Annotated in this window: 23 protein-coding genes; 13 read left to right on the top strand and 10 right to left on the bottom strand. The window is 72.5% G+C overall.

The annotated features are described in order from the left end of the window. The first annotated feature begins 25 nt into the window (after window positions 1-25). The 5 genes from mqnE (at window position 26) to AB0J57_RS23800 (ending at window position 4,439) form a co-directional block, all read left to right on the top strand. Window positions 26-1,189, top strand: a complete 1,164-nt coding sequence (gene mqnE, locus AB0J57_RS23780) for an aminofutalosine synthase MqnE (protein ID WP_366130576.1) — start codon at window positions 26-28, stop codon at window positions 1,187-1,189. A gap of 28 nt (window positions 1,190-1,217) precedes the next feature. After that, window positions 1,218-1,874: a UdgX family uracil-DNA binding protein gene (locus AB0J57_RS23785; RefSeq protein ID WP_366130316.1), complete on the top strand. Its 657-nt coding sequence runs from the start codon at window positions 1,218-1,220 to the stop codon at window positions 1,872-1,874. A gap of 19 nt (window positions 1,875-1,893) precedes the next feature. Next, window positions 1,894-2,421 (top strand): GNAT family N-acetyltransferase, encoded by a 528-nt coding sequence (locus AB0J57_RS23790; RefSeq protein ID WP_366130317.1) that lies wholly within the window; start codon window positions 1,894-1,896, stop codon window positions 2,419-2,421. A 64-nt stretch (window positions 2,422-2,485) separates the two neighbouring features. Continuing rightward, window positions 2,486-2,767: a DUF4229 domain-containing protein gene (locus AB0J57_RS23795; RefSeq protein ID WP_366130318.1), complete on the top strand. Its 282-nt coding sequence runs from the start codon at window positions 2,486-2,488 to the stop codon at window positions 2,765-2,767. A gap of 331 nt (window positions 2,768-3,098) precedes the next feature. After that, window positions 3,099-4,439 carry a dicarboxylate/amino acid:cation symporter gene (locus tag AB0J57_RS23800; RefSeq protein ID WP_366130319.1) on the top strand — a complete coding sequence of 447 codons (1,341 nt, stop codon included), beginning with the start codon at window positions 3,099-3,101 and terminating at the stop codon, window positions 4,437-4,439. A gap of 76 nt (window positions 4,440-4,515) precedes the next feature. Here AB0J57_RS23800 and AB0J57_RS23805 read toward each other — a convergent pair whose 3' ends face one another. Continuing rightward, window positions 4,516-5,709, bottom strand: coding sequence for a S8 family peptidase (locus AB0J57_RS23805; protein ID WP_366130320.1), 1,194 nt, complete (start codon window positions 5,707-5,709; stop codon window positions 4,516-4,518). A 232-nt stretch (window positions 5,710-5,941) separates the two neighbouring features. On the opposite strand from AB0J57_RS23805, the gene AB0J57_RS23810 reads away from it, so the two are divergent. Continuing rightward, on the top strand, window positions 5,942-6,574 hold the full coding sequence (locus tag AB0J57_RS23810) for a TetR/AcrR family transcriptional regulator (RefSeq protein WP_366130577.1): 633 nt from the start codon (window positions 5,942-5,944) through the stop codon (window positions 6,572-6,574). On the opposite strand, the gene AB0J57_RS23815 is transcribed toward AB0J57_RS23810, so the two are convergent. After that, entirely contained in the window at window positions 6,540-7,502 is a 963-nt protein-coding gene (locus AB0J57_RS23815) for a MaoC/PaaZ C-terminal domain-containing protein (RefSeq protein WP_366130321.1), read from the bottom strand. The genes AB0J57_RS23810 and AB0J57_RS23815 overlap by 35 nt on opposite strands. 183 nt (window positions 7,503-7,685) lie before the next feature. Here AB0J57_RS23815 and AB0J57_RS23820 point away from each other — a divergent pair, with 183 nt between their 5' ends. Both AB0J57_RS23820 and AB0J57_RS23825 read left to right on the top strand, forming a co-directional pair. Next, a complete protein-coding gene (locus AB0J57_RS23820; protein ID WP_366130322.1) occupies window positions 7,686-9,575 on the top strand; it encodes an AMP-dependent synthetase/ligase in 1,890 nt (629 codons plus the stop codon). Between the two features lie 198 nt (window positions 9,576-9,773). Next, window positions 9,774-10,388: an antibiotic biosynthesis monooxygenase gene (locus AB0J57_RS23825; RefSeq protein WP_366130323.1), complete on the top strand. Its 615-nt coding sequence runs from the start codon at window positions 9,774-9,776 to the stop codon at window positions 10,386-10,388. 24 nt (window positions 10,389-10,412) lie between these two features. Here AB0J57_RS23825 and AB0J57_RS23830 read toward each other — a convergent pair whose 3' ends face one another. After that, window positions 10,413-10,751 (bottom strand): hypothetical protein, encoded by a 339-nt coding sequence (locus AB0J57_RS23830; protein ID WP_366130324.1) that lies wholly within the window; start codon window positions 10,749-10,751, stop codon window positions 10,413-10,415. A gap of 59 nt (window positions 10,752-10,810) precedes the next feature. Next, complete coding sequence (locus AB0J57_RS23835; protein ID WP_366130325.1) at window positions 10,811-11,617, bottom strand: maleylpyruvate isomerase family mycothiol-dependent enzyme; 807 nt, start codon at window positions 11,615-11,617, stop codon at window positions 10,811-10,813. Window positions 11,618-11,811: 194 nt separating this feature from the next. Between AB0J57_RS23835 and AB0J57_RS23840 the strand changes: the two genes are divergently transcribed. Then, window positions 11,812-12,963, top strand: a complete 1,152-nt coding sequence (locus AB0J57_RS23840) for an MFS transporter (RefSeq protein ID WP_366130578.1) — start codon at window positions 11,812-11,814, stop codon at window positions 12,961-12,963. 3 nt (window positions 12,964-12,966) lie between these two features. Further along, window positions 12,967-13,404 (top strand): NUDIX domain-containing protein, encoded by a 438-nt coding sequence (locus tag AB0J57_RS23845; protein WP_366130326.1) that lies wholly within the window; start codon window positions 12,967-12,969, stop codon window positions 13,402-13,404. Here AB0J57_RS23845 and AB0J57_RS23850 read toward each other — a convergent pair. From AB0J57_RS23850 to AB0J57_RS23860, 3 genes are all read right to left on the bottom strand, one after another. Next, complete coding sequence (locus AB0J57_RS23850) at window positions 13,401-13,799, bottom strand: DUF1992 domain-containing protein (protein WP_366130327.1); 399 nt, start codon at window positions 13,797-13,799, stop codon at window positions 13,401-13,403. The genes AB0J57_RS23845 and AB0J57_RS23850 overlap by 4 nt on opposite strands. 25 nt (window positions 13,800-13,824) lie before the next feature. After that, window positions 13,825-14,979, bottom strand: coding sequence for a lipase family protein (locus tag AB0J57_RS23855; RefSeq protein ID WP_366130328.1), 1,155 nt, complete (start codon window positions 14,977-14,979; stop codon window positions 13,825-13,827). An 85-nt stretch (window positions 14,980-15,064) separates the two neighbouring features. Beyond that, window positions 15,065-16,057, bottom strand: a complete 993-nt coding sequence (locus tag AB0J57_RS23860) for an AraC family transcriptional regulator (protein WP_366130329.1) — start codon at window positions 16,055-16,057, stop codon at window positions 15,065-15,067. Window positions 16,058-16,149: 92 nt separating this feature from the next. On the opposite strand from AB0J57_RS23860, the gene AB0J57_RS23865 reads away from it, so the two are divergent. Next, a complete protein-coding gene (locus AB0J57_RS23865) occupies window positions 16,150-17,685 on the top strand; it encodes an AMP-dependent synthetase/ligase (protein WP_366130330.1) in 1,536 nt (511 codons plus the stop codon). A gap of 115 nt (window positions 17,686-17,800) precedes the next feature. Here AB0J57_RS23865 and AB0J57_RS23870 read toward each other — a convergent pair whose 3' ends face one another. Then, the gene (locus tag AB0J57_RS23870; protein WP_126885573.1) at window positions 17,801-18,004 is read right to left on the bottom strand and encodes a cold-shock protein; all 204 of its coding nucleotides are present in this window, start codon (window positions 18,002-18,004) and stop codon (window positions 17,801-17,803) included. A 261-nt stretch (window positions 18,005-18,265) separates the two neighbouring features. Between AB0J57_RS23870 and AB0J57_RS23875 the strand changes: the two genes are divergently transcribed. Continuing rightward, complete coding sequence (locus AB0J57_RS23875) at window positions 18,266-19,132, top strand: menaquinone biosynthesis protein (protein ID WP_366130331.1); 867 nt, start codon at window positions 18,266-18,268, stop codon at window positions 19,130-19,132. Here the strand turns inward: AB0J57_RS23875 and AB0J57_RS23880 are convergent. Beyond that, window positions 19,129-20,151: an alpha/beta hydrolase-fold protein gene (locus AB0J57_RS23880; protein ID WP_366130332.1), complete on the bottom strand. Its 1,023-nt coding sequence runs from the start codon at window positions 20,149-20,151 to the stop codon at window positions 19,129-19,131. The genes AB0J57_RS23875 and AB0J57_RS23880 overlap by 4 nt on opposite strands. Before the next feature lie 116 nt (window positions 20,152-20,267). On the opposite strand from AB0J57_RS23880, the gene AB0J57_RS23885 reads away from it, so the two are divergent. Next, on the top strand, window positions 20,268-21,932 hold the full coding sequence (locus AB0J57_RS23885) for a serine/threonine-protein kinase (protein WP_366130333.1): 1,665 nt from the start codon (window positions 20,268-20,270) through the stop codon (window positions 21,930-21,932). On the opposite strand, the gene AB0J57_RS23890 is transcribed toward AB0J57_RS23885, so the two are convergent. Further along, the gene (locus AB0J57_RS23890; RefSeq protein WP_366130334.1) at window positions 21,915-22,862 is read right to left on the bottom strand and encodes an oxidoreductase; all 948 of its coding nucleotides are present in this window, start codon (window positions 22,860-22,862) and stop codon (window positions 21,915-21,917) included. The genes AB0J57_RS23885 and AB0J57_RS23890 overlap by 18 nt on opposite strands. Window positions 22,863-22,916 lie beyond the last annotated feature (54 nt).

The raw sequence follows: 22,916 nt of genomic DNA on the forward strand, positions 1-22,916 counted from the left end.
TGACACACGTATGGGAGGCATCCGTATGGACGCGGGGCTCAAGCGCGAGCTGGAGGAGAAGGTCCGGTCCGGGGAGCGGCTGACCCGCGAGGACGGTATCGCCCTCTACGAGTCGGACGACCTGGCCTGGCTCGGCGGCCTCGCCCACGAGGTGCGGACGCGCAAGAACGGCGACGTCGTGCACTTCAACGTCAACCGGCACCTCAACATGACGAACGTGTGCACCGCGTCGTGCGCGTACTGCTCGTTCCAGCGCAAGCCGGGCGAGAAGGACGCGTACACCATGCGCATCGAGGAGGCCGTCCGCCTCGCCAAGGCGATGGAGAACGAGAACCTCACCGAGCTGCACATCGTCAACGGGCTTCACCCCAACCTGCCGTGGCGCTACTACCCCCGCTCGCTGAGCGAGCTGAAGAAGGCGCTCCCGAACGTCTCCCTCAAGGCCTTCACGGCGACCGAGATCCACCACTTCGAGACGATCTCCGGGCTGTCCGCCTCCGAGATCCTCGACGAGCTGATCGAGGCCGGCCTGGAGTCGCTCACCGGCGGCGGCGCGGAGATCTTCGACTGGGAGGTCCGCCAGCACATCGTGGACCACCGCACCCACTGGGAGGACTGGTCCCGCATCCACCGCCTCGCGCACGAGAAGGGGCTCAAGACCCCGTGCACGATGCTGTACGGGCACATCGAGGAGCCCCGCCACCGGGTGGACCACGTGCTGCGGCTGCGTGAGCTCCAGGACGAGACCGGCGGCTTCCAGGTCTTCATCCCGCTGCGCTACCAGCACGACTTCGTGGACATGAAGGACGGCAAGATCCGCAACCGCCTCCAGGCGCGGACGACCATGGCCACGGGCGCCGAGGCGCTGAAGACCTTCGCGGTCTCCCGGCTGCTGTTCGACAACGTCCCGCACGTCAAGGTCTTCTGGGTCATGCACGGCGTGCAGACGGCCCAGCTCGCGCTCCAGCACGGCGCGGACGACATGGACGGCTCGGTCGTCGAGTACAAGATCACGCACGACGCGGACAACTACGGCACGCCGAACAAGCTCACCCGCGACGACCTGCTGGAGCTGATCCGGGACGCCGGTTTCCGCCCGGTGGAGCGCAACACCCGGTACGAGATCATCCGCGAGTACCCGGGCCCGGACGCCGACCGCCGCGAGTCGCCGCAGCCCATGCGGGTCTGACCAGCCGCCCCACGGGTACTCGGGGGTCATGGCTGGTACCAAGGCCCCCGAGGACGCGTACACCGCCGAGCCCTTCGTGCCGGAGGGCGCCGGGATCGAGGCGCTGCGCGAGGCGGCCGCCGGGTGCCGGGGCTGCCCGCTGCACCGGGACGCGACCCAGACCGTGTTCGGCGCCGGTAACGTCCACGGGCGCGTCCTGCTGGTCGGCGAGCAGCCGGGCGACCAGGAGGACCGGCAGGGCGCGCCGTTCGTCGGGCCGGCCGGCAAGGTGCTCACCCGGGCGCTGGACGAGGCCGGGATCGAGCCGGGCGACACGTACGTCACCAACGCCGTCAAGCACTTCAAGTTCGAGGTCGTGCCGGAACGCGGCAAGCGCCGCATCCACAAGTCGCCCAGCCTCCGCGAGATGACCGCCTGCCGGCCGTGGCTGGAGGAGGAGCTGCGGCTCGTCGACCCCGAGGTGATCGTCGCGCTCGGCGCCACCGCCGGGAAGGCGCTGCTCGGCTCGTCGTTCCGGGTCACCAAGCAGCGCGGCATGCTCCTGCCGTTCCCCGGCCACGAGGAGCGCGGCGAGTGCCTGGTCGCGACCATCCACCCCTCCGCCGTGCTGCGCGCCGACGACCGCGAGGCGGTCTACGAGGGCCTGCTGTCCGACCTGCGGATAGCCGCACGGGCCCTGCGCTGAGCCGTTTATCGTCGAACGCATGCCGTTGAACTTCGAACTGGACCCCCAGGTCGACCGCACCCTCCGCGACGGCGTCCTCGGCCTGTGGACGGACGTCTCCAACGCGGGCGGTTCCGTCGGCTTCGTCCCGCCCGTCACCCCCGACGACATCCGCCCGGAGTGGGTCAAGCACCTCACCGCCATGGCCGAGGGCCGCACCCGCCTCCTCGTCGGCCGCGACGAGGACGGCTCCGTCGCCGCCACCGCCTTCATCGCGTACAACACGCACCGCCTGATGAAGCACTGGGTGTGGCTCTACACGGTGATGATCCACCCGCGCCACCAGGGCAAGGGGTACGGGCGCGACCTCATGGCCGCCACGGAGGCGGCGGTACGCGGCCGCGACGGCATCGAGGCGATCCGGCTCACCTGCCGGGGCGGCACCGGCGTCGACCGGTTCTACGCCTCGTGCGGCTACAAGGAGGTCGGCCGGGTCCCGGACGCGATACGGGTCGCCGAGGGTGACGACCGCGACGACATCATCATGTATCTGCCGCTCACCCCCTGAATTGATCGATTCGTCACGTGCTTCACTGGATGAGCAAGCAAGCGAGTAGGAAGAAGGCCCCGCCGTGTCCGCTGCCGTCAGGTACACCCTCATGCGCTTCGGCATCTTCGCCGGCTGCTTCTTCGCCCTCTGGGGACTGGTGTACGTCGGTGCGCTGCCGCGCGGGCTCGGCGACTCCAACCTGCTGTGGGTGCTGCTGCTGTCGATCGTGATCTCGGCGCCGCTCAGCTTCGTGCTGCTGCGCAAGCAGCGCGACGCGATGTCCGCGCAGATCGCCCCGAAGGTCGACGGCGTGAAGGCGCGGCTGGAGGCGAGCCGGTCCCAGGAGGACGCCTCCGCCCAGTGACGTAGCTCACGCCCCGTCTCGTACTCCCGCACCCCCGTGCCGAAGCCCCGCTTCGCACGGGGGTGTTGGCGTATCCGGGGCCGACTGCCTCAAAGAAGTGCTTTGAGGACCTCAAAGTTCAAGTGTTAACGTGTTCGGCGTGAAGACAGCAGTGCGCCCCCGTGAAGCCATGAGCCCGCCGCTCGTGGCGCGCCTGCATGTCGATCTCTGCCGCTGTATGTCCGCGGTCTGTTGCCGCGAAATCTGACCCGGCATCATGCAGCGGCGCCGCCGGAAGGCGCGTGCGCCGCACCCACCCCGTCCCGTATTCCCCGATACGCCCTACTGGAGTGTGTCCGTGTCCGCGTCCGCGAGCACCGAGAAGCCCACCCGCCGCATACCCAAGGTGCCCTTCTGGGCCCAGATCGTCGCCGGTCTCGTCCTCGGCGTCATCCTCGGCTGGGTCACCCGCACCTATGACGTGCAGTGGCTCCACACGACCCTCGACAAGGTCGGCCACATCTTCGTCCAGCTCCTGAAGCTGGCCGTCGCGCCGCTCGTCTTCTTCGCGATCCTGGTGTCCATCACCAACCTGCGGAAGGTCAACAACGCCGCCCGGCTGGCCTCCCGCACCCTGCTCTGGTTCATGATCACGTCGCTGATCGCGGTCGCCATCGGCCTCACGATCGGCCTGCTCACCAACCCGGGCGCCGGCACCGGCCTCACCCCGAAGGACGGCGAGAAGCCCGAGAACGCCGGGTCCTGGCTGGACTTCCTCACCGGGATCATCCCGACGGACGTCATCACGCCGTTCACCGAGCTGAACGTCCTCCAGATCGTCTTCATGGCCGCCGTCGCCGGCATCGCCGCCCTGAAGCTCGGCGAGAAGGCCCAGCCGATCCTCACCCTCAGCGAGTCGGTCCTGGAGCTGCTCCAGAAGGCCCTGTGGTGGGTCATCCGCCTCGCCCCCATCGGCACCGTCGGCCTCATCGGCTATGCCATCGCCGACTACGGCTGGGACCTCATCGGCAAGTACGCCACCTTCACCGCCGACGTCTACATCGGCTGCGCGCTGGTCCTCTTCGGCGTCTACCCGCTGCTCCTCGCGACTGTCGCCAAGGTCAACCCGCTCCAGTTCTTCAAGGGCGCCTGGCCGGCCATCCAGCTCGCCTTCGTCTCCCGCTCGTCCGTCGGCACCATGCCCGTCACGGTCAAGGTCACCGAGCGCCTCGGCGTGCCGAAGGAGTACACGTCCTTCGCCGTCCCGTTCGGCGCCACGACCAAGATGGACGGCTGCGCTGCGATCTACCCGGCGCTCGCGGCGATCTTCATCGCCCAGATCTTCGACGTCCAGCTCGGCATCCAGGACTACCTGATGATCGCCTTCGTCTCGGTCGTCGGTTCCGCCGCCACCGCCGGTCTGACCGGTGCCACGGTCATGCTGACGCTGACCCTCTCCGCGCTGGGCCTGCCGCTGGAGGGCGTCGGTCTGCTCATGGCGATCGACCCGATCCTGGACATGATGCGCACGGCCACGAACGTCGCCGGCCAGGCGCTCGTCCCGGTCGTCGTCGCCGCCCGCGAGAAGATCCTGGACCACGACGCGTACAACTCCGCCTCGGCGTCCCCGGTGGACGACGACTACGGCGTGCGCGAGGCCGAGCAGAAGGTGACCGTGCCGGTCACCGCCTGACGCCCGCCTGACGTTTCGTCATACAGAGGGGTGCCCCCACCGGCCGACGGTCCGGTGGGGGCACCCCTCTGGTACGTCAGAGCCCGGCGGTCTGGAGCAGCCGGTTGGGCGAGGACTTGCTCACGGTGAGGATGCCCTTCACGGACTGGTCGGTGATCCACTGGTAGACCTGCGCGGGGGTCGCGGAGGGGTAGCGGGCCTTGAGGAGGGCCGCCACGCCCGCGACATGGGGGCTGGCCATGGACGTGCCGTCCAGCGCCACGCTCCCGCCGCCGAGCCTGGCCGAGACGATGGCGGCGCCGGGCGCGTAGATGTCCAGGCAGGCGCCGTAGTTGGAGAAGCTGGTCTCCTGGTCCTGGTGGTTGGTCGCCCCGACGGTGAGGACCCGCTGCGCGCTCGCGGGGGAGACGTTGCAGGCGTCGATCGCGTCGTTGCCGGCGGCGACCACCGGCAGGACGCCGCTGTCCGAAAGCGCGGTGGCCGCCTGGTTGACGGCGTCGCTCCTGGGGCCGCCGAGGGAGCCGTTGAGCACCGCGGGCTGCCTGGCGTTCTTGGCGACCCAGTCGAACCCGGCGATGATGCCGGCCCAGGAGCCCTTGCCGTCGCAGCCCAGGACGCGGACGCTGACCAGGCGCGACTGCCGGGCCACTCCGAAGTTCGACCCGCCGACGGTGCCCGCGACGTGCGTGCCGTGGCCCTGGCAGTCCTGGCCGTTCCGTCCGTCGCCCATGGCGTCGAAGCCGGGCACGGCACGGCCGCCGAACTCGGCGTGCGCGTAGTCGATGCCGGAGTCGAGGATGTACGCCGTGGCGCCCGCACCGGTGCTGTTGACGTTGAACTGGTTGTTGAGCGGCAGGTACGGCTGGTCGATGCGGTCCAGGCCCCAACTGGCCGCGATCACCCGGGGGGTGGGGCCGGCCTGCGCCACCGGCGGGGCGCCGACGCTGACCACCGCGTCCTGCTCGACGGCCGCCACGTCCGGAAGGCCGCGCACGGACGCCAGTTGCGAGGCGTCGAGCTTGGCGCTGAAGCCGCGCAGCACGCTGGAGTACTCGTGGACCGGGGTGATGCCGAGCTGCTGGGTGACCTTGGCCGATACGGTGCCGGACTTCAGGGTGACGATGTACTGGCCCGGGACGGGCGTTCCCGTGGTGGTGCGCAGCGGGGCGGGTTCCGGGGTGGGTTCGGCGGCGGTGGCGGTGGCCGGGGTGGCGGCGAGGGGGAGCAGCAGGAGCAGCGCGGCCAAGCCGCGGCGGGCGGACAGCCTCATGCAGTTACTCCGTTCGGGAGTGGCTGACGAAGAGCGACGTCTGTAGGGAAGCAGTCCGCCGGTGTACCGGAATATCACCTACTGGAGTGACATGCACACTATTGGTAGCGAAGGGCGCATGTGCCCCTGCTCCGTGCGCGGCCCGCGCCCTTCCGGCGGGCCGTAGGCTTACCGACTACCGAGGAGTAGGAGGACGGGTGTCGTGAAGAGCACGGGTGCGAAGGCCAAGCGCATGCCGCGGGCCGTGCGCGAGCAGCAGATGCTGGACGCGGCCGTGCAGACGTTCGGGCAGCGGGGGTACCGGGCGGCGTCGATGGACGAGATCGCCGAACTGGCCGGGGTGTCCAAGCCGTTGGTGTACCTGTACCTGAACTCCAAGGAGGAGCTCTTCACCGCCTGCATCCGCCGCGAGGCCGCCGCGCTGATCGCCGCCGTCCGGGACGCGGTGGAGGAGGCCGCCGCCGAGCCGGGGCGGCCGGCCGACCAGCAGTTGTGGGCGGGGCTCACCGCCTTCTTCACGCACACCGCCGAGCACCCGGACGGCTGGGCGGTGCTGCACCAGCAGGCGCGCACGCACGGCGAGCCGTTCGCCGCGGAGGTGGCGGCCATGCGGGACGAGATCGCCGCGTTCGTGACCGGCCTGATAGGCGAGGCGGCCCGGGACGCGCACCAGGACCCCGCGTTCGGCGACCGGGACGTGTCCGGGCTCGCCCAGGCGCTGGTGGGCGCGGCCGAGTCGCTGGCGCAGTGGGCCAACGAGACCCCCGGGGTGTCCGCCAAGGAGGCCGCCGCCACCCTGATGAACTTCGCCTGGACGGGCCTGGGCAACCTCATGGACGGGCAGCGCTGGTCGCCGTCCCGGTGAGGTACGGGCGGCCGCCGTCGCCGCGCAGCTCGAAACGGTCGCCGTCGGCGGCGTACGTCACGGTCGAGGGCAGCGGGACGGGCGCCCTGAACTCCGCTTCCACGTGGGCGGCGTGCGGGGGGCTCAGCTCCGCCACGCAGCGGGCGAACGTCCACATGCCGTGGGCGATGGGCCGGGGGAAGCCGAAGACCCGGGCGCTGAGCGGGTGCAGGTGGATCGGGTTGCGGTCGCCGGACACGCGGCCGTAGCGGCGGCCCAGGTCGGAGGCGAGGCGCCATTCGGCACGGGCGGCGAGCGGGGCGTGCGGGGGCGCGGGCGCGGGACCGGGATCGGGTGTCGGGGCGGGGCCGGGACCGGGTGCGGGACCGGGTGACCGGCCGGGGCCGGGGGCTTGGGCCGACCCCAGGCCGGGTGTCGGGGCGGGGGCCCGGCCAGGGGTGGAGGCGGGGCCGGGACCGGTCGCCACCGCGTCGGGCGTTCCGTGGCGGGCCAGGTAGCCGCTGCGGGACTCCCAGACCGGTTCGCCCGCCACGTGGGCCTCGGTGGCGACGGTCACTTCGGTGCCGCGCCGGTGCGGTGTCAGGGCGGCGACGTGAACGGTGAGTTGGAGGCGCTCGGCCGGGAGCAGGGCGCGGTGCCGGGTGACCGTGATCCAGGTGTGGACCAGCCCGAGGAGCGGCAGCGGGAAGTCCCGGGCGGCCATCAGCCGCATGGTGAGCGGGAATCCCAGGACGTGCGGGTACGGCAGCGGAACCGGCCCCGACTCGGAGAACCCGCACACGCGCGCGTACGCCGCGAGGCGGTCCGGGTCGATCCGTACGTCCGGCTCGGCGAGCCGCCACCGGCCGGGCGTGACGGTCACCCCGTGCCCGGGCCGCCGGAAGGGTGAGCGCAGGGCGCCCAGGGCGAGGGCGAGCGGCAGGTTCACGGCCCTCACGCGCCCGGGGCCGGGGCGGGTGCTGTGGCGGTGCGGTGCGGATCGCGCTCGGCCATTGTCCTGACTCCCTGCTCGGCCCTAGATTTACTCCCGAGTAAGGTTACTCAGAGGTCAGGACCTGGTCGAGACCGTGCGCGCCCACGACTCGGCCCCGGCCCGACGAAGGAGCCGCACGTGACAGCCGCCCCCACCCAACTGCCGCACGAAGTCTCCGTACCGCCCCTCGTCCCACCGGTGACGAGCGGTTCCCTGGCCGACATCCCCTTCGACAACGCCCGCGAGGCACCCACCGATCCGGTCCTGAGCAGGAAGAACCCCGACGGCACCTGGTCCGACGTACCGGCCGCCGACTTCGCCGCCGAGGTCCTCGCCGTCGCCAAGGGGCTCGTGGCCGAGGGGCTCCGGCCCGGCGACCGGCTGGCCATCATGGCCCGTACGACCTACGAGTGGACCCTGCTCGACTTCGCCGCCTGGGCCGCCGGCCTGATCACCGTGCCCGTCTACCCGACGTCCTCCGCCTTCCAGACCCGCTGGATACTCCAGGACTCCGGCGCCGTGGCGTGCGCCGTCGAGACCATGGACCAGGCCCGGCTCGTCAGCAACGAGCGCAAGCAGATGCCCGGGCTGACGCACCTGTGGGTCTTCGACAACGGCGCGGTCGGCGCGCTGCGGCAGGCGGGCGCCCGGATACCCGACGAGGTCATCACCGCCCGCCGGGCCGGTCTCTCCCCGGACTCGATCGCCACCCTGATCTACACCTCCGGCACCACCGGCCGCCCCAAGGGCTGCGTCCTCACACACGCCAACTTCTTCGCCGAGGTCGACAACGCGATCGAACTGCTCCACCCGGTCTTCAAGAGCGTCAGCAAGGACCCGGCCTCCACCCTGCTCTTCCTGCCCCTCTCCCACGTCTTCGGCCGGATGGTCGCCATCGGCTGCCTCCGCGCCCGGGTACGGCTCGGCCACGCGCCGTCGATCCGGACCGAGGACCTGCTCGCGGACCTGGCCGGTTTCCGGCCGACGTTCCTGCTGGCGATCCCGTACGTCCTGGAGAAGGTCTTCAACACCGGCCGCGCCACCGCCGAGAAGATGGGCCGCGCCGCGTCCTTCGACCGGGCGGCGACCGTCGCACGGCGGTACGGCGAGGCGGTGGAGGCCGCCCAGCACGGCACCGGCCCCGGACCGTCACTCGGGCTGCGGGCCGCCCGCGCCCTGTACGACCCGCTGGTCTACCGCCGCATCCGGGCGGCCCTCGGCGGCCGCGTACGGTACGCCATCTGCGGCGGCTCCCCGCTGGGGCGGCGCCTGGCGTCCTTCTACGCGGGCGCGGGCATCGAGGTGTTCGAGGGGTACGGCCTGACGGAGACCACCGCAGCGTCCACCGTCACCCCGCCGCTCAAGCCCCGGCTCGGCACGGTGGGCCGGCCGCTGCCGGGTACGTCGGTACGGATCGCCGGGGACGGGGAGGTCCTGCTGCGGGGCGGCCACGTCTTCGGCGGCTACTGGGACGCGGAGGCGGGCCGGGCGGTGCCGGCGGTCACCGACGACGGCTGGCTGGCCACCGGCGACCTGGGCGCGCTGGACGAGGACGGCTACCTCACCATCACGGGCCGCAAGAAGGACGTCATCATCACCTCGGGCGGCAAGAACGTCACCCCCGCCCCGCTGGAGGACTGGCTGCGCGCCCACCCCCTGGTCGCCCAGTGCATGGTGGTCGGCGACAACCGCCCGTACGTCACGGCGCTGATCACCCTGGACCCGGACGGTCTGGCGCACTGGCGCCGGATGCGGAAGAAGGACGACGTGCCGCTGCGGGACCTCGTGACGGACGAGGACCTCAACGCCGCCCTGCAACGCGCCGTCGACGAGGCCAACCGCCTGGTCTCGCGCGCCGAGTCCATCCGCCGCTTCCGCGTCCTGGCGGCCGACTTCACCGAGGAGAGCGGCCACCTGACACCGTCCCTGAAGCTCAAGCGGGCGGCGATAGCGCGGGACTTCACGGCGGACATAGAGGCCCTGTACGAGGACGAGGGCGCCCGGCGTGCCCGCCACTTGGGAATATGAAGCGGCAATATGCGGGTGGCACGGTGCATTCGCCATGCCCAATGCGTGAATAGGGCCATACGAAAAGCGCGTGCCGGGCTCCCCTTGCCCGCCGGGCGGCGCCGTCACCCGAACGCGTGGGCCGCCTTGCCGCTCGACCGTCCCGGCCGTCGCATGGACAGGGACGAGGGGGCACCGAATCCGGCGCGAAAGGCTGCCATGTTTGTTCGTACGACCTATGCGACAGGTGATCCGGCGAAGCTCGACCAAGCCGTGCGGGCTCTGACCACGGACGGCAGGGAACAGCTCGTCAAGGAGCCGGGCTTCCGTGGCGCGGGGCTGTTCGTGGACCGTGAGGTCGGCAAGCTGCTGACCGGGACGTGGTGGGAGGACGAGGAGGCGCTCCGGGCGAGCGCCGACCGCATGGGCGAGCTGCGCGCCCGGGTGCTGGCGGAGTTCGCGGCGACCATGACGGTCGACAACTGGGAGGCCGCTGTCGTCTCACGGCCCGAGTCGGTCGGCGAGGGCGCCCGCTTCCGGCTGACCCGGTTCGAGTTCGCCCCCTCCGACGCGGACCTCCTGGTCGACGCGTTCGAGAACGACGTCCTGCCCAGGCTCCAGGGCATGAAGGGCTTCCTGGGCGGATCGCTGCTCCTGGACCGCCCCGGCGGCCGGGGCATGGTGGGCGCGATCTACGCCGACCGGGACAGCCTGGCGGCCTCCCGGGGCCCGGTCGCCGCACTGCGCGGCCAGGCCGCGACCAAGGCGCGGTCGACCGTGCGGTCGGTGGAGGAGTTCGACGTGGTCATGGTGGAGGCCCGGCCGCCGTCCTGACGGCCGTACGGGCCGGCGACCGTGTCAGCTCGCCGCCGCCCACGCCCACACCGCCGCGGTCACCGGCACCGGACAGGCCAGGGCGCCGAGCAGGGCCAGGCGGGCGGAGCGGGAGAGGCGACGCATGCCGGGGGCGAAGTACACGGCGGCCAGTGCGCCCCCGGCCACGACGAGCGCCAGGGCCGCCCGGAGCAGGAACGGCACCGGGGACTCCCCGACGGACGCGGCCCAGACGCTGAGGATCATCACCAGGACCGCCAGAGAGGAGAGCGACAGCACCGTCACCGCCCAGAGCACGGCGGCGAGGACGACGTACAGCGTCTTTCCCCGGGGAGCGGGGGCGGGAGCAGGAGTGGTGCGCATGGCAGCAGTCTGTGGCGGCCGGCCGGCGACCGCATGAGCGGAAGTACTCAGGACGCGGCTCAGAACACCACCCGCGCCCCGGTGACGGCCGCGACGCCGGCGGGGTCGCCGTCGCAGGCGATGTCGCCGAGCGGTGGCCGGCCCGAGAGGTGGCGCATCAGGGTGACGGCGTCCGCCTGGACCACCACGGCGGGCGTGCCGCGGCCCAGACCCCAGCGCCCGCCGGCCGGCCCGGACAGGTCCAGGTACGTGGGCGGGCCGCTCCAGGCCAGGGCGAGGTCCAGCAGCACCTGCCCGACGACCTCCTTGTCGTGCTCCCGCAGCACGAGCTCCTGCCCGGTGGCGTCGCAGACGTCCACCCGGTGCATCCAGGTGTCCCGGGTGAGCAGGACCCGGGCCAGGTAGTCCATGGAGTCCTCGGGCAGCTCCTTCGACTCGGGGAAGAGCGGGCTCAGGCGCATGCGCCGCCGCACGGCGACCGGCATGCGCTCCACCGAGCGCACCCCGCGCGGGCCGAACCGGGTCAGCAGCCCGACCAGGACGTGCGGCGGTACGGAGCGCCGGGCGTCGACCTGGCACTGGTTGTGCGCGTGCAGCGGCGTCAGCCCCGGGTAGCGCCGGCGGCCGCGCACTGTCCGGCCGACCAGCAGCCAGGGCCGCGCGAGCTCCTCGTACTGCCCCAGCACGTGCGAGGTGAGGTCCCGCACGGTCCAGCCCTCGCACGCCGTGCCGAGCGACCAGTCGCCGGGAGCCAGCCGGCCCAGCGTGGCGAGCATGGCGCGCACCTCGGCCGCGTTCACCGCGCGCGCCCGCAGCGGGTGCGTACGGGGGATGCCGAGGGCGGAGGCCGCTGCGGTGGTGACCATGGGGTGCCTCCCTGGGGGCGGACGTTCTCCCCGAGACACGACTCACGCTACGCCCGTCGTGAGGAGTTTTCCCGCCGGGTGCGGTACGCGTAAAACGTTTGTGCGGTGGCACGGTCGACCGCGATCGTTGGGCGGTGCTGACCGAGAAACAGGCGACGAAGCAGGGGACGAAGCAGGCGACGCTGAGCCGTCCGATGGTGCTGCTCCTGGCCGTGGCCTGCGGCGTGGCCGTCGGCAACATCTACTTCCCCCAGGCGATCAGCCCGCTCGTCGCCGCCGGCCTGCACGTGCCGCCCGGCACGGCCGCCCTGATCGTGACGGCGGCTCAGTTCGGTTACGCGGCCGGGATCTTCCTCCTCGTACCCCTCGGGGACCGCTTCCCGCACCGCCCGCTGATCGCCGCACTCCTCTCCGTCACCGGCCTGAGCCTGCTCGCCGCGAGCGCCGCGCCCGGGCTGCCGCCGCTCGTCGCGGCGAGCGCGCTGGTCGGCGTGACGACCGTGGTGGCACCGCTCGTCGCCCCGATGGCGGCCGGCCTGGTGGCCGACGACCGGCGCGGGGCCGTCACCGGCACCCTGCTCGCCGGCTCCATCGGCGGCATGCTGCTGTCCCGCGCCGCCGGCGGGACGCTGGGCGAATGGCTGGGCTGGCGGGCGCCGTACGTGCTCGCCGGGGCCGTCTCGCTGCTCATGGCGGCGGTCCTGGCCCGTACGCTGCCGAGGACCGCGCCGCCGTCCAGGCAGCCGTACCCGGCGCTGCTGGCCGCCTCGCTGCGCCTGCTGCGCGACGAGCCCGAGCTGCGCCGCTCCTGCTTCTACCAGGCGACGGCCTTCGGCGCGTTCACCGCCGTCTGGACGGGCGCCGCGCTGCTGCTGACGGGCCCGGCGTACGGGCTCGGCGCCCAGGCGGTCGGTGTGCTCGCCCTGGTGAACGTCGCCACCATGCTCGCCACCCCGGCGGCGGGCCGGGCGGTCGACCGGCGCGGCCCCGACGCGGTCAACCTCGTCTGCTTCCTCGCGATCCTCGCCTCGGCCGCCGTCCTCGCCCTCGGCGCCACCGGCGGTGTGCCCGGGCTGGCGGCCCTGGCGCTCGGCACACTGCTGCTCGACGTCGCCATGCAGTCCGGCATGGTCGCCAACCAGGTACGCATCTGGGCCCTGCGCCCCGAGGTGCGAAGCCGCCTCAACACCGCGTACATGATGTGCGCCTTCCTCGGCGGCGGCCTCGGCTCCTGGGCCGCCACCCGCGCCCACACCCACCTCGCCTGGCCCGGCGTCTGCACCCTGATCGCCACCCTCGCCGCCCTGGGCCTCGCCCGCCACCTGCTCCACACCCGAAAGGCCTGACCCGTGCGCATACCCCGGCCCGCGGCCCGCGTCGCCGTCCTCGACCCCGCCGGAGCGGTCTTCCTCTTCCGCTACGACAACGAAGAGGTGGGCGTCCACTGGGCCATGCCCGGCGGCGGCCTGGAACCGGGCGAGACCCCCCGCGAGGGCGCCCTGCGCGAACTGCGCGAGGAGACGGGCTGGTACGACGTGGCGCCGGGGCCGCTCCTGTGCACCTGGGAGCACGACTTCACCCGGGCCGGCATCCCCGTCCGCCAGCACGAGCACATCTACCTCGCCCACGGTCCGCGCCGGGACCCGGCCGAGGAGGCGGCCGCCGCGCGCGCCGGCGACGCCATCCTCACCTGGCGCTGGTGGACCCCGGACGACCTGGCCGCCCCCGACGCGGAACCGGTCTGGCCGCCCCGGCTCGCGGAACTGCTACGGGCCCTGGACGGCTAGCGGCGGGACCTCCACCGCCGTACCAGCTCCTCCGCGTCCAGCGGCGTGAGCCGCAGCGGCGGGCCCGCCGGGGGGCGGCGGAGGGCTGCCGTGATCTTCTCGTTGACGTCCGCGACGATCCGGCGCACCTCCGCCTCGCTCGCCGCCCGCCCCACCGCCTCCAGCGCGTCCTCCGCCTCCTTGCGGAGGGCGAGCGCGGGCGGCAGGACGGGGGCGATGCCCTCGCGGTGCATCTTGCCCTTGACCCACCACAGTTCGTCGTACGGGGCGGTGTCGTCGGGCAGCGGCTTGCCGAAGCCGGAGAGGTGCTCGAAGTCACCGCGCTCCGTCGCCTCGCGGATCTGCTTGTCGACCCATGACTCGAAGTCGACACCGGGCGGTTTCCGTTCGGTCATGCCTCCGAGCGTACGCCGGGCGGGTTCAGCAGTTGCCGGACGCCGGCTTTCCGGCGAACCGGTCCGCCAGCCAGTCCGCCGCCCTCGGGGACTCGGTGATCACGCCCGAGATGTGCTCGCCGAGCACGATGGTCCGCCAGTTGACCTCGGCGCCCCTGGCGCACCAGTCCTTGCGCAGTCCCGACCCCAGGGAGTACGGGATCAGCTCGTCGGCGAGCGCGTGGTACAGGTACACCGGGTGGTCGGGCGCCTTCCGGCCGAGGTCCGACTCGGCGAGCCTGGCCTGCCACTCGGGGGTCTCCAGCGGGTTCTTCACCGTCAGGTCGGAGATCCGCTTGAAGGAGCCGACCGTCGTGTCGACCGCCACGCAGTTGTTCCGGAAGAAGCCGATCAGGGCCTTGCCGGCCGCGTTCAGGTACGAGTCGAGCTTCAGCTCCGGGTACGCCGCGTCCTGCCCGGCCGCCGCCATGAACAGCAGGCCCGAGCCGTAGGACCCGTCGTGCACGGGCGCGAGCTTCGCCAACTGCGCCGGTACGCCACCGGTCGCCGTGCCCTTCACCTTCAGCTCCGGGGCGTACGAGGAGTGCAGCTCGGCCGCCCAGCTCGACGCCTGGCCGCCCTGCGAGTAGCCCATGATGCCGATCGGGGTGTCCGCGCCGAGGCCCGCCTCCGGGAGGCGGATCGCCGCGCGGGCGGCGTCCAGCATGGCGTGCCCGGCCGAGGGCCCGGCCGTGTAGGTGTGCTCGCCCGGGGTGCCGAGGCCCTCGGAGTCGGTGACCACCACCGCCCAGCCGCGCCAGGTGAGCTGCTGGATCAGGTTGGCCTCCATGGTGGTGCCGTTGGGGAAGCCCGCACTCGGGGCGCACGAGTCGCCGAGCCCGACCGTGCCGACGGCGTACGTGATGAGCGGGCGGGGCCCGGTGCGGCCGTCCTGCGGGACGATCACCGTGCCGGAGACGACGTTCGGGGCGCCGGTCGCCGAGGTCGAGCGGTAGTGGATCTTCCACGCCTTGGTGGCGGTCGGCCGGCCGGGCAGCGGGTGGAAGGCGGAAGGCTCGGTGCTCACCAGGTCGCCGGGGCGGCCGTTCCCGGCCTCGGCGGAGGCGGTCGCGAGAGTGGGGGTGGCTGAGGACAGGGCGAGTGCGGCCACGCAGGCCAGCACCCTCGTACGTACACGCATGTGCGGCTCTCCCTACGTCCGGTGTGGGGGTGGGGAGACCGTAGTGACTCGCGAGTAAGTACGGGGCTGACCGGAACGCTCAGCTTCACTGACCCCGGTACGCACCCGGCGTCGTGCCCGTCCACCGCCGGAACGCCCGGTGGAACGAGGTGTCCTCCGAGAAGCCCAGCCGCGCGGCCAGCTCCGCGATCGGCTCCCGCCCCTCCGCCAGGCCCGCGATCGCCGCGTCCCGCCGGACCGTGTCCTTCAGCCGCCGGAACGAGGTGCCCTCCTGCTGGAGCCGGCGCCGCAGCGTCGCCGGGCTCACCGCCAGCCGCGCCGCGACCTCCACCAGCGACGGCAGCCGGGGCGAGGCCCGCAGCGCCCGGGCCAGCGCGCTGTGCACCTGCTCGGCCACGGTCGTGCCGTACGCCCGGCGGCTGAGCAGCTCGAAGGGCGACCGGCGCAGCATCACCGCCAGGTCCTCCTCGTCCCGGACGAGCGGGGCGGCCAGCCAGTGGGCGTGGAACGCGGCCTCGGTCACTTCGGCGCCGAAGCGCACCGGGCAGCCGAAGAGGTCGGCGTACTCGTCCCGGTGCGGGGGTGCCGGATACCCGAAGCCGGCCCGCAGCAGCGGGATGCGGCGGCCCACCAGCCAACTGCACAGCCGGTGCCAGATGATCATCAGGCACTCGGCCACGAACGGGTCGGGCAGCTCGCCACGCACCGTGAGCACCGCCTCGCCGCCCGCCCGCCGCAGGGCCAGGTCCGGCCCGCCCGGGAACAGTTGGTAGAACGCCGTACCGCGCTCGATCGCCGCGCCCAGGTCACGGCAGCCCAGCGAGACGTGGCACATCATCGCGAACGTCCCCGGACGGCTCGGCGCCGGCCCGAGGCCCAGGAACTCGTCGCCCGTCGCCCGGTACAGCGCCCGGAACAGCAGGGCGAACTGCGCCGAGGTGACCCGCGCCCGGTCGTCGCCCAGCAGCAGCGGCGGGATGCCGGCGGCCTGGAGGAGCGGCACGGTGTCGAGCCCGTGCCGCCGCGCGCCGCGCAGCAGCGCCCGCACATGGTGCACGGTGATGGTCCGCTTGGCCATGACCGGACCGTACCGGGGTTGAGCGCCGGGGTCAGCGGGCCTGACGTTTCCCGTCATGCCGCCCGCCCGGGGAGCCTTCCTACCGTCGGGCCATGACACGACGTCCACAGACGCTGGCGGTGTTCACCGAATGGGCGGGCGAGCGGCACGGGCAACTGCCCGCGCTGCGCCACAAGCAGGGCGACGGGACCTGGACCTCCGTCTCCTACGACGGCCTCAGGGCGACCGTGCGCGCCACCGGACAGGCGCTGATCGCCCTGGGCGTGGCCCCCGGCGACCGGGTGGCGATCCTGTCCGAGACGCGGGTGGAGTGGACGTACGCCCACTTCGCCGCGCTCGCGGCCGGCGCGGTCGTCGTGCCGGTCTACCCGACGGCGGGGGAGGAGGAGCTGGTCTGGGTGCTCGGCGACTCGGGGGCCTCGGTGGTGCTCGTCGAGGACGCGGCGCAGGCGGACCGGGTGGCGGCCGTACGGGGGCGGCTGCCCGCGCTGCGGCACGTGGCGGAGCTGGGCGGCCTCCACGGAACGGGCGCCCCTGACGCGCTGCTCGCCCGCGCGGCCGCCGTCCGCCCCGGCGACGGCGCGGCGATCGTCTACACGTCCGGCACCACCGGCCCGCCCAAGGGCGTCCGCCTCACCCACGGCAACCTCGGCGCCGTCCAGGACGCCACGCTGCCGCTCATCGAGGGCGGCCCCGGTGACCGCACGTACCTCTACCTGCCGCTCGCGCACCTGCTCGCCCAGCTCATCCAGTTCACGACCCTGCTGTACGGCGGCGAGCTGTGCTACTTCGGCGGGCGTGTGGAGGACGTCGTCACCGAGCTGGCCGAGGCCCGGCCCACGCACCTGCCCTCGGTGCCGCGCCTCTTCGAGAAGGTGCACGGCATGGCGCGGGCGTTCGATGCGACGCCCGAGCAGGTGCGGGAGGCGCTGGGCGGGCGGTTGCGGTGGGCGCTGACCGGGGCGGCGCCCATCGCGCCCGAGACGCTGGAGTTCCTCTCGGGGTGCGGCATCCAGGTCTTCGAGGGCTACGGCATGACCGAGTCGGGCGGCGTGATCTCGCTGAACCATCCCGGCGCGGTGCGGTACGGGACGGTCGGGCGGCCCGTGCCGGGGTGCGAGGTGCGGATCGCCGGGGACGGGGAGGTGCTGGCGCGGGGTCCGATGGTGGCGGCGGGGGAGGTCGCGGACGACGGGTGGCTGCACACGGGCGACCTGGGGGCGCTGGACGACGACGGGTACCTGACGATCACGGGCCGCAAGAAGGACCTGATCATCACGTCGTCCGGCAAGAACCTGAGCCCGGCGGAGGTGGAGCTGCTCATCGAGCGGTCGCCGGTCGTCTCGCACGCCGTCATGGCCGGCGACCGCCGTCCGTACCCGGTCGCCCTGATCACCGTGGACGCCGACGCCGTGCGGGGCCTGGACGCCGCCGCCGTGCGGGCCCTGGTCCAGGAGGCGGTCGACGCGGCCAACGCCCAGGTGTCGCGCCCGGCCCGGATCCGGGCGTTCACCGTCCTGGACGAGGACTTCAGCGTCGCCGGCGGCGTTCTCACGCCGACGCTGAAGGTGCGGCGGAAGGCGGTGCTGGAACGGTACGCGGCGGAGATCGACAAGCTGTACGTGTGATGGCGGGAAAAAGGCAGGAGCCCTTTCCGTGCGGCCGTGAGACCGGACGGAAAAGGCTCCTTGGGTACTACTGAATCGGGTACTGAAAGTCGTGCGCGATCGCCGACCCGGGCAATTAGGCCGGGGTGACGTTCTCCGCCTGCGGGCCCTTCGGGCCCTGCGTGACGTCGAAGTTCACGAGCTGGTTCTCCTCGAGGGAGCGGAAGCCAGTCGCGTTGATCGCGGAGTAGTGGACGAAGACATCCGGGCCGCCGCCGTCCTGGGCGATGAAGCCGAAGCCCTTTTCAGCGTTGAACCACTTGACGGTTCCGGTAGCCATAAGCCCTCCTATGGGCCAAAGGGTTGCCCTGCTCCAGAACCTGCCAAACAAGTCTGAAAACTACAAAAGCCTGCGGGTCACATGCTCCGCAGGCTCTGTACTGCAAGGGAAACCAAACTGCAACTTGCGGCGAGCCTAGCACGCAGCGTGTGTGCATGGGTAGAGGGAAAGATCACGTCACCCGGATGTTTGACAGAGTTCATCCTCGCTGACGGCGGACCCGGCGATGCCCGGCGTACCAGACGGGTCTAGCCTCGCGTTGTGGACAATTCAACCGACGACCACCACCCGCTGCGGAGCCGGCCCCGCGTCGGACACATCCAGTTCCTGAACTGCCTCCCCCTGTACTGGGGCCTCGCCCGCACCGGAACGCTCCTCGATCTCGAGCTCACGAAGGACACCCCGGAGAAGCTCAGCGATCAGCTCGTACGCGGCGACCTCGACATCGCGCCGATCACCCTCGTCGAGTTCCTTCGGGCCGCCGACCGGCTCGTCGCCTTCCCCGACCTGGCGGTCGGCTGCGACGGGCCCGTCATGTCCTGCGTGATCGTCTCCCAGCGGCCGCTGGAGGACCTGGACGGGGCGCGTGTCGCGCTCGGCTCCACCTCGCGCACCTCCGTGCGCCTGGCGCAGTTGCTGCTCGCCGAGCGGTACGGAGTGGCCCCCGCCTACTACACCTGCCCGCCCGACCTGGGCGTGATGATGCAGGAGGCGGAGGCGGCCGTGCTGATCGGGGACGCGGCGCTGCGTGCCTCGCTGCACGACGCCCCGAGGCTGGGGCTCCAGGTCCATGACCTGGGGCAGATGTGGAAGGAGTGGACGGGGCTGCCGTTCGTCTTCGCGGTGTGGGCGGTCCGCAAGGACTACCTGGCGCGCGAGCCGCGCGTCGTGCGCCAGGTCCACGAGGCGTTCCTGGCCTCCCGTGACGTGTCGCTGGAGGAGGTCGCGAAGGTCGCCGAGCAGGCCGCGCGCTGGGAGGCGTTCGACGCGGTGGTGCTGGAGAAGTACTTCACGACCCTGGACTTCCGCTTCGCGGCCGAACAGCTCGCCGGGGTGCGGGAGTTCGCCCGCCGGACCGGGCCGACGACCGGGTTCCCGGCGGACGTGACGGTCGAGCTGCTGTCCTAGGAGGCGGGTATGGGGGCCTGCATGTGCTCGCTGATCCACTGGATCGAGCCGTCCCCCATGCCCTTCACATAGGTCTTGGCGTTGTGCTCGCCGTCCTGGATCACCTGGAGGCGGCTCTTGACCGGCCCCTTGGTGTACTTCTTGATGAACGACTTCACGTTGGCCACGCCGGATTCCCTGCTGCCGATCTGGAACGCCAGATACACCTCGCGGTCCTTGGAGTCCGGCTGCCCGCCCAGGAGCCCGGCGAGCCTCTCCGGGTTGTCCGCCTGCCTCTCCTTCTCGTGTCCGGCCCACAGCGGAGAATCCGGAACGGTGTCCGGGCCGGAGGCGATGACGGCCTTGAACTTGTCCGGGTGCTTCAGTACGGACTTCAGGCCGACGAACCCGCCGGACGACGAGCCCATGAACGCCCAGCCGTCCCGCGAGGCGAACGTACGGAAATTCGCCCGGACGAAATCGGGAACGTCCTCCGTCATCCAGGTGCCCATTTTCGGCTGCCCGGGGATGTCGCTGCCGTCGTAGTAGTGCTCCTTGTCCGGGTTGAGGACCGGCATGACCACGACGAAGGGCAGACTCTTGCCCTCTTTCGACCACTCGCTGATGCTGCTCTGCAACTTGAGGTCGGTGCCCATCCAGTAATTGTTCGGATAGCCGTTGCCGCCGGGCAGGGCGATCAGCACCGGGAAGCCGCTGTTCGCGTACTTCGGGTCGAAGTACTGCGGGGGCGCCCAGACCCAGACCTTGCCCGTGAAGCCGGACTTGGCGCCGTGCAGCGTCGTCACGCCGATCTTGGTGCCGTCGGGGAGCGTGTTGGCGGTGGTGAACTCCGCCTTGGGGCCGGCCGGCATCAGGGTCTTGGGGAGGGCCTTCCCCTTCGCGTCCGTGGCCCGGGGTGCGGGGGCCGACGCGCTCGGGCCGTCGAAGGACACCGGGGCGCCTTCGCCGGAGCAGCCGGTGAGCAGGGCGAGCGAGCCGAGGGCGACGGCGGCTATGAGCGCCTTGGCGGGACGTGTCATGGAGCACTCCGGGTCTTTCGGGGCATTTACGGCCAGGTAGATGGCCGTGGACCCCAACCGGTTCCGTGCCGTCCCGTCTACGCTGCTGTACGCGACGACGTACGGGGGGAAGGCGCATGCAGCCGCTCGAAGTTGGCGAACCGGCAGCCATCGGTCCCTACCGGCTGCTCGGCAGGCTCGGGGCGGGCGGCATGGGCCGGGTCTACCTCGCCCGCAGCGAGGGCGGCCGGACCGTCGCGGTCAAGGTCGTGCACCCGCACTTCGCGCTGGACGAGGAGTTCCGGGCGCGGTTCCGGCGGGAGGTCGAGCTGGCGCGGCGGGTCGGCGGCGATGGGGCATCCCCTGCTCGAACCGGTTCGGGAGCCTGGGGATGGACGGCGCCCGTGCTCGACGCGGACCCCGAGGCACCCGTCCCGTGGGTCGCCACCGGGTACGTCCCCGGGCCCCCGCTCGCCCGGGCCGTCACCGACCACGGGCCGCTGCCGGAGCACACCGTACGGGCGCTGGGCGCCGGACTGGCCGAGGCCCTGGCGGCGGTGCACGCGCTCGGGCTCGTCCACCGGGACGTCAAGCCCTCGAACGTCCTGCTGGCCCTGGACGGGCCCTGCCTCATCGATTTCGGCATCGCCCGCGCGACGGACGGCACCGCGTCGCTCACGTCCACCGGCGTCTCGGTCGGCTCGCCCGGCTACATGGCGCCCGAGCAGATCCTCGGCAAGGGCGTGACGGGTGCCGCTGACGTCTTCTCGCTGGGCGCCGTCCTCGCGTACGCGGCGACCGGCGCGGCCCCCTTCCCGGGCGACTCGTCGGCCGCCCTCCTCTACAAGGTGGTCCACGAGGAGCCGGAGCTGGGCGGCGCCCTCTCCGGTGGGCTGCGGGACCTGGTGGCCGCGTGCCTGGCCAAGGACCCGGCCGCCCGCCCCGCGCCGGGTGAGCTGGCCGCACGGCTGGCCCCGGGCGGGGCGGCCGCGCTGGTGGCAGGCGGCTGGCTGCCGGGCCCGCTGGTGCAGCGGGTCAGCCGGGACGCGGTACGGCTGCTGGACCTGGAGCCGGCGGCGGCGGACCCGTCCGGTTCGGGACCGGTGCCGTTCAGCAGCCCGGCGGTGGGGGCGTCCGGCGGGCCGGTGGTTTCCGGCGTCTTCGGCCCGCCCATCGAACCCGTACCGGCGGTGGACGCGCCGCCCCCGGCCCGTAAGCCCGTGTCGCTGTCCCTCACGACGGCCTCCGAACCGGCGCCCGGCCGGGGCCGCCGGCTGAGCTGCACGGTCGCCCTGGCCGTGGCGGGCGCCCTGGCGGCGGTGACGGTGGGCGGCGGCACCCTCCTCGGCCTGTTCGACCGGGGCGGTGGCCACAACGACGCGGCCGAGCCGCCGGGCAAGACATCCCCGGGCGACGCCGCCCCGCCGCCCGCCTCCCTGCCGAAGGCGTTCATCGGCACCTGGAAGGGGTCCACCCAGGAGCAGAACGGCCTGCCGCACGGGGAGCTCACCGCCGTCTTCACGCCGGGCGGCAAGGGACAGGACGTGGTGCGGCTGACCACGACCCTCAGCGTCCTCGGGACGAGCGTCGAATGCCACAGCATCGGCAGGCTGACCTCGGCCGAGCCGAGGAAACTGCGTGTCACGGACCGCACCGACCCCGGCAGGCCCGGCTCCCCGGGCATGTGCACCGGCACGTCCGCCACCCTGACGTTCACCCTCAACGAGGACGGCACCCTGGCCTACCGGTCCGACGAGGACGCGGCGGGCAACCCGTACGGAACGCTACGGAAGTCCGGCTGAGCCGTTCGGGAACACGTACCGCACGCCGGTCAGCCGCTCCGACACCTCCCACAGCCGGCGCCCGGTCCCGGCATCGGTCGCCGCCGGGGCCGCCCGGACCCGCGTGGGCGCGCCGCGCAGCTCGGCCGGGCCGTCCGGACCGATGAACCGGCCGCCCTCCAGGCCCGGTTCGGTCGCCGCGTAGAGCTGGGGCAGCGCTCCCCGGTCCGGGGACTGGGCGAGCGGGAGCAGGACGCGGCCGAACAGCAGCCGCACCATCCCGACCGGCGTGCCCCTCTGGAGGTTGGTCGCGGTGTAGCCGGGGTGGGCGAGCACGCTGCGCACCGGGCTGCCGGCCGCGGCCAGCCGCAGGTGGAGCTCCCGGCCGAAGACGGCGTTGGCGAGCTTCGACTGGTTGTAGAACGCCATGGGCCGGTACGCGCGTTCGCCGGAGAGGTCGTCGAAGAAGAGGCGCCCCTGCCGGTGGTTGGCCGAACTCACCGTGACCACCCGGGGGTCGCGCCCGGCGGCCAGCAGATCGAGCAGCAGCCCGGTGAGCGCGAAGTGGCCGAGGTGGTTGCAGGCGAACTGGAGCTCGTGGCCCTGGGCGCTCAGCGACCGCGGCGGGGCCATCACGCCGGCGTTGTTGACGAGGACGTCCAGCCGCCGGTGCTCGGCGCGCACACGGTCGGCGAAGGCGCGTACCGAGTCCAGATCGGCCAGGTCGAGGCGGCGCACGTCGAGGCGGGCGCCCGGCTGTGCGGCGGCGATGTCCGCGGCCGCCCGGTGGCCCTTGTCCTCGTCCCGTACGGCGAGGATCACGTGCGCGCCCCGGCGGGCGAGGGCCCGGGTGGTCGCCAGACCGAGGCCGCTGTTGGCCCCGGTGACGACGAAAACGCGGCCGGTCTGGTCGGGGATGTGCTCGGTGGTCCAGCGCTGCTGCTTCGGCATGCGACACAGGCTGCCTGTCATGTCACTTGGTGTCAATATGGCACTTGGTGCCAC

Source organism: Streptomyces sp. NPDC049837 (assembly GCF_040674455.1).
In the GTDB taxonomy this organism is placed as follows: domain Bacteria; phylum Actinomycetota; class Actinomycetes; order Streptomycetales; family Streptomycetaceae; genus Streptomyces.

Bases quoted from the DNA above. Each gene is read 5' to 3' on its own strand.
- AB0J57_RS23785 (WP_366130316.1), top strand. From the start codon at position 1,218: ATGGCTGGTACCAAGGCCCCCGAGGACGCGTACACCGCCGAGCCCTTC.
- AB0J57_RS23855 (WP_366130328.1), bottom strand. From the start codon at position 14,979: ATGCGTGTACGTACGAGGGTGCTGGCCTGCGTGGCCGCACTCGCCCTG.
- AB0J57_RS23865 (WP_366130330.1), top strand. From the start codon at position 16,150: ATGACACGACGTCCACAGACGCTGGCGGTGTTCACCGAATGGGCGGGC.
- AB0J57_RS23840 (WP_366130578.1), top strand. From the start codon at position 11,812: ATGGTGCTGCTCCTGGCCGTGGCCTGCGGCGTGGCCGTCGGCAACATC.
- AB0J57_RS23890 (WP_366130334.1), bottom strand. From the start codon at position 22,862: ATGCCGAAGCAGCAGCGCTGGACCACCGAGCACATCCCCGACCAGACC.
- AB0J57_RS23885 (WP_366130333.1), top strand. From the start codon at position 20,268: ATGCAGCCGCTCGAAGTTGGCGAACCGGCAGCCATCGGTCCCTACCGG.
- AB0J57_RS23850 (WP_366130327.1), bottom strand. From the start codon at position 13,799: ATGACCGAACGGAAACCGCCCGGTGTCGACTTCGAGTCATGGGTCGAC.
- AB0J57_RS23860 (WP_366130329.1), bottom strand. From the start codon at position 16,057: ATGGCCAAGCGGACCATCACCGTGCACCATGTGCGGGCGCTGCTGCGC.
- AB0J57_RS23810 (WP_366130577.1), top strand. From the start codon at position 5,942: ATGCCGCGGGCCGTGCGCGAGCAGCAGATGCTGGACGCGGCCGTGCAG.
- AB0J57_RS23790 (WP_366130317.1), top strand. From the start codon at position 1,894: ATGCCGTTGAACTTCGAACTGGACCCCCAGGTCGACCGCACCCTCCGC.
- AB0J57_RS23805 (WP_366130320.1), bottom strand. From the start codon at position 5,709: ATGAGGCTGTCCGCCCGCCGCGGCTTGGCCGCGCTGCTCCTGCTGCTC.
- AB0J57_RS23870 (WP_126885573.1), bottom strand. From the start codon at position 18,004: ATGGCTACCGGAACCGTCAAGTGGTTCAACGCTGAAAAGGGCTTCGGC.
- mqnE (WP_366130576.1), top strand. From the start codon at position 26: ATGGACGCGGGGCTCAAGCGCGAGCTGGAGGAGAAGGTCCGGTCCGGG.
- AB0J57_RS23880 (WP_366130332.1), bottom strand. From the start codon at position 20,151: ATGACACGTCCCGCCAAGGCGCTCATAGCCGCCGTCGCCCTCGGCTCG.
- AB0J57_RS23825 (WP_366130323.1), top strand. From the start codon at position 9,774: ATGTTTGTTCGTACGACCTATGCGACAGGTGATCCGGCGAAGCTCGAC.
- AB0J57_RS23830 (WP_366130324.1), bottom strand. From the start codon at position 10,751: ATGCGCACCACTCCTGCTCCCGCCCCCGCTCCCCGGGGAAAGACGCTG.
- AB0J57_RS23835 (WP_366130325.1), bottom strand. From the start codon at position 11,617: ATGGTCACCACCGCAGCGGCCTCCGCCCTCGGCATCCCCCGTACGCAC.